Source organism: Variovorax sp. V118 (assembly GCF_041154445.1).
In the GTDB taxonomy this organism is placed as follows: Bacteria; Pseudomonadota; Gammaproteobacteria; order Burkholderiales; family Burkholderiaceae_C; genus Variovorax; species Variovorax boronicumulans.
On record NZ_AP028663.1, the window covers coordinates 1,212,956 to 1,227,194 of the forward strand.

13 protein-coding genes are annotated in these 14,239 nt (G+C 70.4%); 6 read left to right on the forward strand and 7 right to left on the reverse strand.

The window, feature by feature from the left end:
* Positions 1–100: 100 nt before the first annotated feature.
* The gene (locus tag ACAM52_RS05600) at positions 101–487 is read left to right on the forward strand and encodes a hypothetical protein (protein WP_070063166.1); all 387 of its coding nucleotides are present in this window, start codon (positions 101–103) and stop codon (positions 485–487) included.
* 30 nt (positions 488–517) lie between these two features.
* On the opposite strand, the gene ACAM52_RS05605 is transcribed toward ACAM52_RS05600, so the two are convergent.
* Genes ACAM52_RS05605 through ACAM52_RS05615 form a run of 3 tightly spaced genes read right to left on the reverse strand, consistent with a single transcriptional unit; the run spans position 518 to position 4,898 of the window.
* Entirely contained in the window at positions 518–1,603 is a 1,086-nt protein-coding gene (locus ACAM52_RS05605; protein WP_369646383.1) for a mechanosensitive ion channel family protein, read from the reverse strand.
* Entirely contained in the window at positions 1,603–3,843 is a 2,241-nt protein-coding gene (locus tag ACAM52_RS05610) for an FUSC family membrane protein (RefSeq protein ID WP_095746115.1), read from the reverse strand. The genes ACAM52_RS05605 and ACAM52_RS05610 overlap by 1 nt, the downstream gene beginning before the upstream one ends.
* Positions 3,843–4,898, reverse strand: a complete 1,056-nt coding sequence (locus ACAM52_RS05615) for an inositol monophosphatase family protein (RefSeq protein ID WP_369646384.1) — start codon at positions 4,896–4,898, stop codon at positions 3,843–3,845. Before ACAM52_RS05615 ends, ACAM52_RS05610 begins: the two co-directional genes overlap by 1 nt.
* 132 nt (positions 4,899–5,030) lie before the next feature.
* Here ACAM52_RS05615 and ACAM52_RS05620 point away from each other — a divergent pair, with 132 nt between their 5' ends.
* Together ACAM52_RS05620 and cysE are read left to right on the forward strand one after the other, a co-directional pair.
* Positions 5,031–5,762: an RNA methyltransferase gene (locus ACAM52_RS05620; RefSeq protein WP_369646385.1), complete on the forward strand. Its 732-nt coding sequence runs from the start codon at positions 5,031–5,033 to the stop codon at positions 5,760–5,762.
* An 88-nt stretch (positions 5,763–5,850) separates the two neighbouring features.
* Positions 5,851–6,621 carry a serine O-acetyltransferase gene (gene cysE / locus ACAM52_RS05625; protein WP_062481242.1) on the forward strand — a complete coding sequence of 257 codons (771 nt, stop codon included), beginning with the start codon at positions 5,851–5,853 and terminating at the stop codon, positions 6,619–6,621.
* Between the two features lie 28 nt (positions 6,622–6,649).
* On the opposite strand, the gene ACAM52_RS05630 is transcribed toward cysE, so the two are convergent.
* The gene (locus tag ACAM52_RS05630) at positions 6,650–7,075 is read right to left on the reverse strand and encodes a winged helix-turn-helix transcriptional regulator (RefSeq protein WP_369647700.1); all 426 of its coding nucleotides are present in this window, start codon (positions 7,073–7,075) and stop codon (positions 6,650–6,652) included.
* Between the two features lie 120 nt (positions 7,076–7,195).
* Between ACAM52_RS05630 and ACAM52_RS05635 the strand changes: the two genes are divergently transcribed.
* Both ACAM52_RS05635 and ACAM52_RS05640 read left to right on the forward strand, forming a co-directional pair.
* Positions 7,196–8,230 carry a zinc-binding alcohol dehydrogenase family protein gene (locus tag ACAM52_RS05635; protein ID WP_369646386.1) on the forward strand — a complete coding sequence of 345 codons (1,035 nt, stop codon included), beginning with the start codon at positions 7,196–7,198 and terminating at the stop codon, positions 8,228–8,230.
* A 13-nt stretch (positions 8,231–8,243) separates the two neighbouring features.
* Entirely contained in the window at positions 8,244–8,741 is a 498-nt protein-coding gene (locus ACAM52_RS05640) for a RidA family protein (protein ID WP_369646387.1), read from the forward strand.
* 62 nt (positions 8,742–8,803) lie between these two features.
* On the opposite strand, the gene ACAM52_RS05645 is transcribed toward ACAM52_RS05640, so the two are convergent.
* From ACAM52_RS05645 to cadR, 3 genes are all read right to left on the reverse strand, one after another.
* Complete coding sequence (locus tag ACAM52_RS05645) at positions 8,804–9,667, reverse strand: LuxR C-terminal-related transcriptional regulator (protein WP_369646388.1); 864 nt, start codon at positions 9,665–9,667, stop codon at positions 8,804–8,806.
* A gap of 146 nt (positions 9,668–9,813) precedes the next feature.
* Positions 9,814–11,061, reverse strand: a complete 1,248-nt coding sequence (locus ACAM52_RS05650; protein WP_369646389.1) for an acyl-CoA dehydrogenase family protein — start codon at positions 11,059–11,061, stop codon at positions 9,814–9,816.
* A gap of 284 nt (positions 11,062–11,345) precedes the next feature.
* On the reverse strand, positions 11,346–11,816 hold the full coding sequence (gene cadR / locus ACAM52_RS05655) for a Cd(II)/Pb(II)-responsive transcriptional regulator (RefSeq protein ID WP_369646390.1): 471 nt from the start codon (positions 11,814–11,816) through the stop codon (positions 11,346–11,348).
* A gap of 70 nt (positions 11,817–11,886) precedes the next feature.
* On the opposite strand from cadR, the gene ACAM52_RS05660 reads away from it, so the two are divergent.
* Entirely contained in the window at positions 11,887–14,208 is a 2,322-nt protein-coding gene (locus ACAM52_RS05660) for a heavy metal translocating P-type ATPase (RefSeq protein WP_369646391.1), read from the forward strand.
* Positions 14,209–14,239: the final 31 nt, after the last annotated feature.

A 14,239-nucleotide genomic window follows, 5' to 3' on the forward strand; every position in this document is an offset into this window, starting at 1 on the left:
GCGGCGACGGTCCGAATTCCTAGCGTGTCGTCATGGCGAACAAAAACCGCCATCGCCGAAGCGGGTGGTCCTCTTCGGCGTTCAACGAAGGAGATGACACATGACGAACAGGAAGATGGCCTTTGCGCTGGCGGCGATGGCCGCCGCAGCGCTCCCGCTGGTGGCTGGCGCACAAACCAGCCAGCAGCACGTCGAGGGGCCGGCGCATTTCGCGGCGACCGAAGCCGGCATCAAGGAGCACCCCGAAAACGCCGGCCCGGGCAAGACCGACGCGCAGGTGGTGGCCGAACTGCGCGCCGCCCAGCAAAGCCCCGAGTGGGCCGGCGTGCTGCGCTGGGGCGCGCCGATCCCCGTGAAGGCCACGCAACCGCGCACGCGCGCGGAGGTGGTGGCCGAGCTGGAACGCGCGCAGTCGCAACCGGGCTGGGAGCGCGCCTCGCGGCTGGGCGCGCCGATGGTGTTGCCGGCGGCGGCGCCTGCGCGGTAGGGGAGAAGAAAGAAGGCGGCGGCGGGAGCTTCAGCCCGCCGTCGCGCCCTGCATCACCGGCGGCTGCCCCATCGCCGGATCGTTGCCCTCGAAGCGCATCTTCGGCAGGAACTGCGGGTACTCGCGTTGCATGAAGTCGATGACGCCTTCGCGCACGTGGCAGCGCAGGTCGAAGGCCAGGCCGGAGGTGGCGGCGGTGCAGAGCACGCGGACCTGCATGGTGCGTTCGGTGGCGTCGGTCACGCGCAGGTTGAAGAAGCGGCCGTCCCACTCGGGCGCGGCCTTCACGAGGCGCTCGACCTCGGCGCGCAGCGGTGCCAGCGGCGTGCCGTAGTCCAGGTAGAAGAAGACCGAGCCGAGCAGTTCGGCCGAGTGGCGGGTCCAGTTCTGGAACGGCTTCTCGATGAAGTAGGTGAGCGGCAGGATGAGGCGCCGGTCGTCCCAGATGCGCACGACCACGAAGGTGCCGGTGATTTCCTCGACGCGGCCCCATTCGCCCTCGACCACGAGCACGTCGTCGATGCGGATCGGCTGCGACAGCGCGATCTGCAGGCCGGCAATGAGGTTGCTGAAGACGGGTTTCGCCGCCAGGCCGGCCACGATGCCGATCACGCCGGCCGAGGCCAGCAGGCTGGCGCCGACCTGACGCGCGCCCGGGAAGGTCATGAGCATCATGGCGCCGCCGGCCACGACGACGACCGACATGGCGGTGCGCGCGAGCACGCGGGTCTGCGTGAGCACGCGGCGCGCTTGCAGGTTGTCGGAGATGTCCGAGGGGTGCTGCGCGAGCACGCCGTCGGCGAAGCCGCTGATGGCCTTGAGCACGAACCAGGTGCTGGCTGCGATGAGCAACAGCCCCGTGAGATGCCGCACGCTGCCGATGAAGCGCAGGTCGTCCGGCGCCGCCTGCCACACCATCATGAGCGCCGCCAGCGGCAGCACCAGCCGCGCGGGGGCGGTGCAGTTGAGCACCATCGCATGCACGGCGGGCGCCGGGCGGGTGATCCGCCTGAGGACCATGCCCCCGATGCGGTGGGCGAGAAGGGCGAGGGGCGCGGCGATCAGGGCGGCAATCCAGGTGCCGAACCAGGGGTGTGCGAGGAGCTCTTGGGTCATCAGGCGGGGGTGGTCTTTGCTTCTGGGGTGTTGTCGTTCAGTGGTTGAAGAATGCGCGCCGCGTCGTCGCGCAGCTGCGTGGCGAGCGCCGTGGCCAGGTCGAGCCGGCGCACCAGCCAGGGGCTGATGTCGTTGTCGAACGGGTCAGGCAGTGGAATGGGGCCGCCGACGGTGGTGGCCCCCGTGCTCTCGGGGTGAGAGGGCCCTGCGATCGGAATGGTTCCCAGGGCGGCCTCGATGCGTTGCGCGGTGCGCACGAGCGGGCCTTCGATGTCGCCCGGCGTGAGGCGGTCGCGCCGCAGCACGAGCATCGACTTCACGGCACTGAGCTGCGCGAGCAGCTGGTAGCTGTGGGCCTGCAGATGCTCCAGCGGTTCGAGCGGCGGCTGCACGGCGCGCGGTTCGGAGAGCGAACGCTGCGTGGCCTGCACGAGCGCCGAGAGGCTGTCGTAGGCCTCGCGGCGCGCGAGCCGCCATTCGAGCTCGGGGCTGCTCTGGATGGCCTGCAGCTGGCCCAGGCCGAGCGCGAGCCGCGCATGGCGCGCCTGCGCGGTGAGCACGCGCGCCACCAGCGCCGGGATCTGCGTGCGCTCCCACGAGGGCAGCACGTAGCAGAAGCCCCAAGCCAGCGCGGCGCCGATGAGCGTGTCGGCGATGCGCTCGAACAGCGCGAAGATGGGCGCGGTGCCGGTGTTCAGCATGTGGGCCTGCAGCAGGCCCAGCACGGTGGCGGCCACGGCGGTGACGAGGTAGCGCCGCACCGCGAAGCTGTGGGCAATGGCCTGCGCGATGGTCACGGTCACGAGCAGCATCAGCGGCGACGGGTGCGCCGACAGCAGGCCCACCGCGAGCACGCAGCCCAGCAGCGTGCCGGCGACGCGGCTGTTGCGCCGCTCCAGGGTCTGCGAGAGGCTGCCGCGCAGCACGACCACGATGGTCAGCAGGATCCAGTAGTCGTGCGAGCCCCAGGGCATCGACACGGCGATGCCGTAGCCGGCCGCGATGGCCAGCGCCGCGCGAATGGCGTGGCGCAGCGGCGGCGCGTCCCAGCGCCACAGCGCGAGGAAGGGGCGCAGCGACCAGTCGGTCGGGCTCACGAAGAGCTGCCAGTTGGCGCGCACCACGGCCAGGTTGGGCTCGGCGTCGCCGCGCGCCATGGCCGCCAGGCGCAGCACCTCGTCGTTGATGTGGCCGATGCGGCTGGCCAGTCCGCGCGCGAGCATGGCGGCCGAGGGGCCCATCTGACCGTGCGTGTCCTCGTCGTCCGCCGTCACATGGATCGCGGCCAGGCGCGGCCGGCGGTCGGCCACGGCGGCGGGGTGGCGGCGCATGAGCAGCGCATCGGCCAGGCCGGTCGTTTCGTCGGCCAGCTCTTCGAGGATGCGGCGCATCTCGACCAGCGCCTGCGCGTGCGACGGATGGGCGCGCAGGGCGTCGAGGTCGAGTTCGCTGGCGAGCAGCTGGTCGCGCATCTCGAGCACGATGACGAGCATGCCGGCCAGTCGCTGGCGGCGCGGCGTGCGCGGCGACTCGAGCACGATGTCGCGCGTGGCCTGCAGCTGGTCGGCCAGCGCGGCCTGCTCACGCAGCAGCTGGCCCAGCAGCGAGGCGGGGGTGTCGCGGATGTCGCGGGTTTCGTCCTGCGGCGTGAACTGGCTGGCCTCGGTGCGCATGAGCGCGGCCAGCGAAAACAGCACGTCGGCGATCGACTGCGTGCGAAAGCGCCCGTTGAGCAGCAGGTTGGCCAGCGTGGCCCACACCACGTACAGGCCAGCGCCCAGGCCGAACTCGGTGGTGCGCGCGATGGCGTCCGACAGCCCGGCGGGTGCGGGCGTGGCCATGGAGAAGACCATCGAGAACATCACCGCGATGGCGATGGGAATGCCGCGCTTGCCCCAGGCCATGGCCACGAAGGCCATGAAGGTGGCGGGCACCAGCAGCAGCCCGAGGCGGATCGGTGCGCCGTGCAGCATCTGCACCGCGAAGAACAGCGGCAGGCCGATGAGCGGCGCCGGCAGCATCTGCAAAAACTTGCCGCGGCGCGGGCCGGGCAGGTCGGGCGGCGCCGTCACGATCACGCCGGTGGCGGCGGCCGAGGCGGCCAGGGTGCCCAGCCACAGGTGCACCCCGCCCGAGATCACGAGCAGGCCGAGCGCGACGGTGAGCCCGCTCGCGACGTAGTGGCTCAGCGCAATGCGCAACGCCGCGCGAACCCGCGAGGCGGCGCCCGGCCCCGTCATCACTTGGCGGAGGCGTCGCCCTCGGCGGGCGCCTCGCGCTTGATGCGGGTGAGCTTGCGCGGGGCGGTCGGCGCGGCGGGGGCTGCGGCGGCCGGGGCTTCGGTGCTGCCGTCGAGCGGGGCGGCCGTGGCTTCGGTCACGGTGCTGCGGGCGTACAGGTCGACCGAGGCGTCGGCGGCGTTGGCCTTGGTGGAGGCCGACACGGCGCGCACGCGGTCGCTGGCGCGCAGCTTGTCGTCCACGTTGGCGAACTTGGAGTACTTGGCGAGCAGCGGCACCAGCTGGCCGTACACGCGCGGGGCGCCGGCCAGGCATTCGCGCTGGTCGAGGAACTCGGGCTCGCCCGTGAAGTTGCCGATGAGGCCACCGGCCTCGGTCACCAGCAGCGAGCCGGCGGCCACGTCCCAGGGGTTCAGGCCGGTTTCGAAGAAGCCGTCGGTGAAGCCCGCGGCCACGTAGGCCAGGTCGAGCGCGGCGGCGCCGGGGCGGCGCAGGCCGGCCATGCGGGGCATCATGTCCGCCATGATGGCCAGGTACTGCTTGAAGTTGTCGCCGGTGCGGAACGGGAAGCCGGTGGAAATGAGGCACTCGCTGAGCTTCACGCGCTTGGACACGCGGATGCGGCGCTCGTTCATGTAGGCGCCGCGGCCCTTGGTGGCCGTGAACAGGTCATTGCGCGACGGGTCGAAGACGACCGCCTGCTCGATCTTGCCGCGCACCGACAGCGCGATCGACACGCAGTAGACCGGGAAGCCGTGGATGAAGTTGGTGGTGCCGTCGAGCGGATCGATGATCCAGACGAATTCGGAGTCTTTGGCGCCGTATTCGGTGCCCGATTCTTCGGCCAGGATGCCGTGCCCCGGGTATGCGCCCAGCAAGGTCTCGATGATGACCTTCTCGCTGGCGTGATCGACTTCGGTGACGAAGTCGTTGACCTGCTTCTGGGAGATGCGCACGGCCTCGACGTCGAGGGCGGCGCGATTGATGATGGCGCCGGCGGCGCGTGCGGCCTTGACGGCCACATTGAGCATGGGATGCAGGTTGGGGGACGACATTCTGGATTGTGAGAAGAACGGGTGGGAGAGGTCCCCAAGAATGCAATCTGGGCGACCCTGCGGTCCGGCGATGCGGGCGGCGAGAATCGGGCATTTTACCGGCTCAGCCCGTTTGTGTCTTCCCCACCCGTCATGCGCACCCGTTTCATCCTCATCCAGACCAGCCACGCCGGCAATGTGGGCGCCGCCGCCCGCGCCATGAAGACCATGGGTTTCGACGACCTGGTGCTGGTCGCGCCGCGCTGGGCCAACGTGCTGCGGCGCGAGGAAACCATCCAGCGCGCCAGCGGCGCCCTGGACGTGCTGAACAACGCCCGCATCGTCGAAACGCTCGATGAAGCCCTCGACGGCGTGACCCACCTGTGCGCCACGGCCATGATCCCGCGCGACTTCGGCCCGCCCACGCGCACGCCGCGCGAGCACCTGGAGCCGCTGGGCAAGCAGGGCGACCAGCACGTGGCCTTCCTGTTCGGCTCCGAGCGCTTCGGCATGCGCAACGAGGACGTCTACCGCTGCAACGTGGCCCTGAGCATCCCGACCGACCCGAAGTTCGGCTCGCTCAACCTGGGCGCGGCGATCCAGGTGGTGGCCTACGAATGGCGTCTGGCGCTGGGCGGCTACGGCGTGCGCGAGGCCATCGCCCCGGTGCAGGCGGCCGACGCGCAGGCCGTGGCCGGCATGCTCGACCACTGGGAGCGCTCGCTGGTGGACATCGGCTTTCTCGACCCGGCGGCACCCAAGAAGCTCATGCCGCGGCTGCAGCAGCTGTTCAACCGCGCGCAGCCCACGCCCGAGGAAATCCACATCCTGCGCGGCATCGCCAAGGCCATGAGCGACGCCACCCGCGAGCCGCGCGGCAGCTGAACCGTCACAAAACCCCATCGCGCGTAAGCGAAGACGCCCGGCTTTAGACTGCCCGGCCCCTATCGATATAACGACAACAAAGGCAGCGATGTTCTCTCGACTGCGCGCCGACATCCGGTGCATCCTCGAACGCGACCCGGCCGCCCGCAGCGCCTGGGAAGTGATCACGGTCTACCCCGGCTTCCATGCCGTGGTGCTGCACCGCTGGGCGCACGCCTGTTGGACCCACGGTTTCAAGTGGCCGGCCCGCTTCATCGCGCACTGCGCGCGCGCGTTCACGGGCATCGAGATCCACCCGGCCGCCAAGATCGGCGAGCGCGTGTTCTTCGACCACGCCATGGGCGTGGTGGTCGGCGAAACCGCCGAGATCGGCGACGGCTGCACCATCTACCAGGGCGTGACGCTGGGCGGCACCTCGCTCTACAAGGGCACCAAGCGCCACCCGACGCTGGGAAAGAACGTGGTGGTGAGCGCGGGCGCCAAGGTGCTGGGCGGCTTCGTCGTGGGCGACGGCGCCAAGATCGGCTCCAACGCGGTGGTCATCAAGCCGGTGCCGGCCGGGGCGACCGCGGTGGGCATTCCGGCGCGCATCATCCCGTCGAAAGAGGGCGAGAGCGCCGACGTGGCCGCGCCGCAGAAGTTCTCGGCCTACGGCATCACGCAGGACGACGACCCGCTGAGCCAGGCCATGCGCGGCCTGATCGACAACGCCTCGAGCCAGGAGCACCAGATCGCGCTCCTGTGGCAGGCCATCGAGAAGCTGTCGGCGCAGCCGGGCACCAAGGACTGCGTGCCGGGCGACGCGGCGCGCGGCGAGTCGTTCGAGGCTGACAAGCTCACGCAGCTGATCGGCAAGTAGAAGAGGGGCACAGGGGCGCCGCTGCCCTTCAGGCGGGCGACGCCCTGTCTCGCCGCAAGTTGTCTTCCAGCTGGTCCAGCGCATCCGCATGGTCCAGCGCCCAGCCATAGAGCGCGCGCAAGGGCTCGACGAAGACCTCGCCCAGCGGCGTCAACGCGTACTCCACGCGTGGCGGCACGACCTGGAACACCTCGCGGTGGACCAGGCCGCCTGCCTCCACCTCGCGCAGGGTCAGGGTCAGCATCTTCTTGGAGATACCCGGCAGGGCGCGCTCCAACTGCCCGGTGCGCATCGCGCCGTGGCTGAGGGCGTACAGCACCATGGACGTCCACTTGCCGTTCAGCACGTAGTGGATGCGCCGCTGCGCACAGTCCTCGCGCAGGACGAACGGCGTGTCGCCGGGCGGCGCCGCAACGCGCGGGACACGGCCCGCACGGTTCATCCGGTTCTTCATGGTCACTTTTTTATCCCTATCGCACTTTTAAGTCACTACTTCCGAGTTGGTGACGTGAAATCTACCATTCCTGTTTCGTTGCGAGGCATGGTGCCCGCCACACGACAGGAGCAGATTTTCATGAAAGCAGCCGTCATCCGATCCTTCGGCGACCCCGACCAGATTCAACTCGAAGAGGTCGCCACGCCGGCGCCGGGACCGGGCGAAGTCCTGGTCAAGGTGCTGGCCGTCGGCGTCAACCGACTGGATCACTATGTGCGTCAGGGGCAGATCGCCCCGGCCTTGCCGTTCCCGCACATCCTGGGTTCGGATGCGGTGGGCGAGGTCGCCGCCCTGGGCGCTGGCGCTTCGCGCTTCGCGGTGGGCGAGCGCGTGATCGCCATGCCCGGCTACCCGACCGACCCCGCGCAGTGGGACGCCCGTCCGGTCACGGCGGCGGCCAGCTACGCGATTCCCGGCATCCACATGCCGGGCACCTATGCCCAGTACATCGTCGTGCCGGAGCACTGGCTGCTGCGCGACACCACCGGCCTGCCCGCCGAGCAGATGGCCGCACTGCCGGTCTCCTTGCTGATCGCGATCCGCGCGGTGCAGGTCGTCGGCGAGGTCAAGGCCGGCGACCGGGTGCTGGTGCATGCCGGCGCGTCGAGCACCGGCATGATGAGCATTCAGGTGGCCCGCGCGCTGGGTGCGCGCGTCGTCACCACGGTGCAGAACGCGGCCTCCGCCGAACTGGCCGTGCACCTGGGCGCCGAGCTGGCGATCGACACCGGCACGCAGGATTTCGTCGAGCCCGTGCGCGCCTGGAGCAGCGGGCAGGGTGTCGATGTCGCGATCGACAACCTCGGCGGCGATGTGCTGTCCCGAACCCTCGAGGCCGTGAAGCCCATGGGCATCGTGGTGGCGATGGGGTTCATGGCGGGCACCGACGTGCGCTTCGACATCCGGCGCTTCTTCTTCGCGCAGCAGCAGCTGCGCGGCACGCTGGTGGGCGACATCGAGGACTTCGCCGCCTGGCTCGACGCGATACGGCAGGGCCGGGTCCGTGCGCAGATCGACAGCGTGCTGCCGCTCTCGCAGGCCGCCGAGGCGCACCGGCGCATCGCCGCCAACGAGGCGCGGGGCAGCATCGTGCTGCAGCCCTGGGCGAGCTGAAGCGGGGCGCGCCATGGACGCTTCGCGTGCGACCGGGGACGACGAGGTGCTGCAGCGGCTGCAGGCCCTGGGCCTTGCCCTGCCCGAGCCGCCATCGCCGCTGGGTGCCTACCGTGCAGTGATCGAGGCGGCGGGCCTGCTGCATGTCTCCATGCAGGGGCCGGTGGTGGCGGGGCATCCGCTGCCGCGCGGGCTGCTCGGCGCCGAGCTGACACTGGAAGAAGGCCGCCAGGCGGCCCGGTTGGCGGTGCTCAATGCGCTGGCCCAGGTGCGCCTGCACCTGGGCGGTTTTCAACGGGTGCGGCAGGTCGTTCGGCTCGAAGGCCATGTCGCCTGCGTGCAGTCGTTCACCCAGCACCCGCAGGTGCTCGACGCCGCCTCCGAGCTGCTGGCCAGCCTGTTCGACACGCGCGCGGGCCATGCGCGGTCGGTGTGCGGGGTGCGCAACCTGCCGGGCAACCTGCCGGTGGCCGTGACCTTGACCCTTGAAGTGGAACCCTCACGTCGCTGAGGTTGCCGACACCGCTGACGCCGCCCCGGCGTTCAGCCGTGCGCGTCCCCATCACGCCTCGCTCATTGAAGCGGTGTTGAGCGGCCCGTCGCCGACGTGTTCAGTTCGCTGAGCATGTGCACCAGGCGCGCCGTCGAGCGCGTGCCGAGCTTCTCGCGGATGCTGCGCAGCTGGTGGTCGATCGTGGAGAGCGAACGGTCCAGCTGGCGCGCGATTTCCTTGTAGCTCAGGCCGCCGGCCGCCAGCTTCGCCACCTTCAGCTCCGCCGGCGTCAGTGCCGCGAGGTTCGCCGGGTGGTCCGTGGCGCCTGCCCGCTCGCTCTGCGCCTGCGCGAACCGGTGGGCGGCACTCAGCAGCGGGCCCAGCGCGGTGCGGGCCAGGCCCGGCAACTCCTCGCACACGGCGTGCTTCCAGCGCGGGGCCCTGTGGTGCCAGTCGGCGCAGATCATGCCCACCGGTCGGTCTTCGTCGTGCACGGGAACCGCCAGCTTCGAGGCCGTGCCGGCCTGCATCAGCGTGGCGCGCAACTCCTGCGTGAAGCTGCGCTCTTGCGACACGTCGATGATGGGGGCGATGCCGCTGCCGCTCCAGACGGCGCGGATGCCCGGGTTGGCGGCGCTGAAGCGCAGGCCGATCACCGCAGGCAGCGGTTGCGACGGGCGCTGCACCTCGGCCGCGACCACGTAGTCATGCAGGCGGCCGCTGGCGTCGACATAGCCGCCGAAGCCGGCGTCGACGCGGTCGGCATCGAGCGTGTCGCGCAGCCATTGCACCGAGATGCGCCAGCAGGCCTGCGGGTCGTCCAGGTACAGCAGCAGCTGCGCGGCCAGCTCGCGGCCCGGTCGCCAGGTGATCGCGCGCTCGCCTTCGAACAGGCGCCGTCGGAGCTGGCGTTGAAGCACAAGGATGTCGTGGTCTTCGAGCATGGATGCCGGGCTGCAGTGCGGAAGTCGAATGCTACGGCCCGGCGTCCCCGGGCGGAAGGGGCCTGCGTCCGATGGCGCGCCGGTGTGGCCCCACGACGCTGCCGCCGGTCAGGCGAAGGCGCCGGGGCGCGTCGGCCCTGCGGCCGTCATGCCGCACCGCTGGCGGTCAGCGGGTCGTAGTCCGGCGAGCGCAGCAGGTCGTGCAGCTGGCGACGGCGCACGCCCATGTTGCCGCCGTCGAACAGCGGGAGCACCAGGGCGTCCTGGAGCATGCCGGCCAGCGGCAGGTCGTGGTCGTAGCTGTCGATGCCCACCACGCGCATCAGGTCGGTGATCACGCGCACCGCGGTTTCGGAGCCGTAGATCTTCGCCTGCAGCGCCAGCTCCAGCGCCGCGGGCGATTGCGTGTCCAGCGCGTGGCACGCGCGCCAGTTGAGGTAGCGCGAGGCTTCGATGGCGGTCTTGGCATCGGCCAGCGCATACCCCACGGCCTGGTGCTCGATGATCGGAAGGGCGCCGCCGCGGCATTGGGTCTTGGCGAAGTGCAGGGAGAAATCGAAGGCCCCCTGCATCAGGGCCGTGCCGAACACGCCGACCAGCGCCGCCGTCGCCGAGAAGCTGGCGGCCACCAGGTCCTTGCCGCTGCCCACCGGGCCCAGCACGTTGGCCTGCGCGGTGCGCACGCCCTCGAGGCGAAAGCGGGGCGTGAGGTGCGCGCGGTGGCCCATCGAATCGTGATAACGCTCGACCACGATGCCGCCCTCGGGCCGCGGAACGACCAGCACCGACAGCCCGCTGTCGGGCGGCGCGTCGGGGTCGGTGCGGCACACCACGCACAGCAGGTCCGCGCCTTGCTCGTCCCATCCGGTCGCGCTCGAAATCCACTGCTTGGTGCCGTCGATGACCCACTGCCCGCCCTCGAGCCGGGCGCGCGTGCGCGTGCCTTCGCCGGGGGCCGCGGCATCGAAGTTGGCGCTGCCGCCGGGCTCGCTGTTGCACAGGGCGGCCAGTGGTGCACCGGAGCCTTCCAGGAACGGCCCGAGAAACGCCTTCTGCTGCTCGGGCGAGCCGCCGATCGTCACGGGCAGCAGGCCCAGCAGCGTGGCGAACATCGTGAGCGACACGTTGGGGTCGACGCGATAGAACTCCTCGGCCACCACGGCCATGTCCAGCATGCCCGTGCCTTCGCCGCCGAACGGCATCGGGATGATGCGCCGCAGAAAACCGGCCTTCACCAGCTTCTCGTAGAACGGACGCGTGGCGACGAAGCGCGCCAGCGGCGTGGGCAGGTGGCGCGTGGCCGGTGCGACCTCGGTCAGTACGCTGCGCGCGAAACGGCGAGCCGAGAGTTGCAACTCGCGCTGCGCGGGGGTGAGGGTGAAGTCGATCGGCATGGTGTCTCCGTTGTAGGTCTGTCCGGCTCGCGGCCCCAAGGTCGCAGGGCGGATGCGCCGGGTCGGCGGAATTGTCTGCCGGGGTCGGCCGCACCGCCTTCGCGAACATTCGCGATGCCGGTGGGCGCGTCAGGCCCTGCCCGAGGGAGAAAAAGAGGCCGTGCGGCACGCATGCGCATCGGCGCGGAGCCCGGCCACACAGCCTCCACACGAACCATTGAAGTTCGATCGACGGCGTGCGAAGCACGACCCCCGCATCGCCCAGCGTTGCGCTGGGCCCGACGTCAGGAGCGCTTGGCGGAGGCGCCGTGCAGCGTGCCGTGCACGTGCCCCGCGTGCTGGCCGAAGGTCTCGGGCGCGAGCGCGGCGGTGTCAAGCTCCTGCAGGATGCCGCAGGCGCTGGCCGATTCGGGGCCGCCGCACTGCAGGCGCAGCGCCTTCAACTGTTTTTCGAGCGTCTTCAGCTCGGCGATGCGCGAGGCCACGTGGCCGATGTGGTCGTCCAGCAGCTGGTTCACTTCGCCGCAGTCGTCCTGCGGCGCATCGCGGAATTTCAGCAGGCTGCGGATCTCGTCGAGCGTCATGTCCAGCGAGCGGCAGCGGCGGATGAAGCCCAGGCGCTGCGTGTGCTCGTCGTCGTAGATGCGGTAGTTGCCGTCGGTGCGCGCGGGCGCGGGCAGCAGCTGTTCGCGCTCGTAGTACCGGATGGTTTCGACCGGCGTGTTCGTGGCCTTGGCCAGGTCACCGATTTTCATGATGCGGCATCTCAAGGAAGTGGCAATCAACGGTTGACTCTACACCTGCTTCAGGGTTTCCAATGAAGGCATGACGAATCAGAACACCCTGAATCAGCCGGTGCCGCGTGCAGCGCCGCATGACCACGACCATGACCACGGGCACAGCCATGGACATGACCATGGGCATGACCATTCGCACGATCACGCCCCCGCCGCGCCGGCAACAGCCTGCTGCGGCAGCCCCGTATGCGGCAGCACCCCGGCATCGGCCGAGCCGGCCGACCTGCCGAAGGGCGCCGTGCTGTTTCGCATTCCCACCATGGACTGCGCGGTGGAAGAGTCCGAGATCCGCCGCGCCCTCGAGCCCGTCACGGGCGTGAAGGCCCTGCGCTTTCGCCTGAGCGAACGCACGCTGGCCCTCACCACCGAAGACGGCGCGCTGCCCGCCGCGCTCGAGGCCATCCGCCAGGCCGGCTTCAAGCCCGAGCCGGTGGCATCGTCGGCGGGGCAGAAGGCCGAGCCCGCGCGCTTCGCCGGCATGTCGACCGGCCTGGCGCGCCTCGTGGCCGCGCTGGTGCTGGCCATCGCGGCCGAGACCGTGTCCTTCCTTGCGCTCGACGGCGTGGGCTTCATGGCCGCCGAGATGGGGCTCGCACTCGCGGCCATCGCGCTGGCCGGCCTCGACACCTACAAGAAGGGCTTCGCCGCACTGGTGCGCGGGCGCCTCAACATCAATGCGCTGATGGCCGTCGCCGTCACGGGCGCCTTCATCATCGGCCAGTGGCCCGAGGCCGCGATGGTGATGGCGCTGTACGCCATCGCCGAGCTCATCGAGGCCCGCGCCGTCGACCGCGCGCGCAACGCCATCCAGAGCCTGCTCGCGCTCGCGCCCGAACAGGCCGAGGTGCGGCAGCCCGACGGCAGCTGGCAGACCGTGCGCGCCGACGCGGTGGCGCTCGACGCCGTCGCGCGCATCCGCCCCGGCGAGCGCGTGCCGCTGGACGGCGTGGTGCTCGAAGGCAGCAGCGCCATCGACCAGGCCCCGGTCACGGGCGAGAGCATTCCGGTCGACAAGGCCGCAGGCGATGCGGTGTTTGCCGGCACCATCAACCAGACCGGCGCGCTGGTGTTCCGCGTGACGGCCGTGGCCGCCAACACCACGCTCGCGCGCATCATCCACGCGGTCGAAGAGGCCCAGGGTTCGCGCGCGCCCACGCAGCGCTTCGTCGACAAGTTCGCCGCCATCTACACGCCCACCGTCTTCGTGCTGGCGCTGGCCATCGCGGTGCTCACGCCGTGGCTGCTGGGCTGGACATGGGTGCAGGCCGTCTACAAGGCCCTGGTGCTGCTGGTCATCGCCTGCCCGTGCGCACTGGTCATCTCCACGCCCGTGACGGTCGTGAGCGCGCTGGCCTCGGCCGCGCGGCGCGGCATCCTCATCAAGGGCGGCACCTACCTCGAAGAGGCGCGCAAGCTCAAGGCCGTGGCGCTCGACAAGACCGGCACCATCACCGAGGGCAAGCCCAAGCTGGTCGAGTCGGTGCTGATCGACAAGGCTGCGGGCGATGAAGGCGCGGTGTACGCGCTGGCCGCCAACATCGCGGGCCGTTCCGACCACCCGGTATCGAAGGCCATCGCCCAAGGCCTGGGTGGGGCGGTCGAAGAAGTCGGTGACTTCACCGCGCTGCCCGGACGCGGCGTGCAGGCCACGCACGCGGGCCAGAGCTATGTGCTGGGCAACCACCGCTTGATCGAAGAGCGCGGCCTGTGCTCGCCGGAACTCGAGGCCGAGCTGAAGCGACACGAAGAGGCCGGCCGCACGGTGACGCTGCTTGCTTCGGACACCTCGGTGCTGGCGCTGTTCGCAGTGGCCGACACCATCAAGCCCTCGTCGCAAGCCGCCGTGGCCGAGCTGCGCGCACTCGGCGTGACGCCCGTGATGCTCACCGGCGACAACACCGCCACCGCGAAGACCATCGGCGCGCACGCCGGCATCGAGGACGTGCGCGGCAACCTGCTGCCCGAAGAAAAGTTGGACGCCATCCAGGCCATGCAGCAGCGCTACGGCGCCGTCGCGATGACCGGCGACGGCATCAACGACGCCCCCGCGCTCGCCAGGGCCGACATCGGCTTCGCCATGGGCGGCGCCGGCACCGACACCGCGATGGAAGCGGCCGACGTGGTCATCATGAACGACGACCTGCGCCGCATCCCCGAAACCATCCGCCTGTCGCGCCGCGCGCACGCGGTGCTGTGGCAGAACATCACCCTCGCACTCGGCATCAAGGGCGTGTTCTTCGTGCTCGCGGTGTTCGGCAGCGCGACCATGTGGATGGCGGTGTTCGCCGACATGGGCGCGAGCCTGCTGGTGGTGGCGAATGGGTTGCGGTTGATGCGGACCGAAAAGTGAAGGTCGTCTACCCTTCTGCCTATGCCTGCGT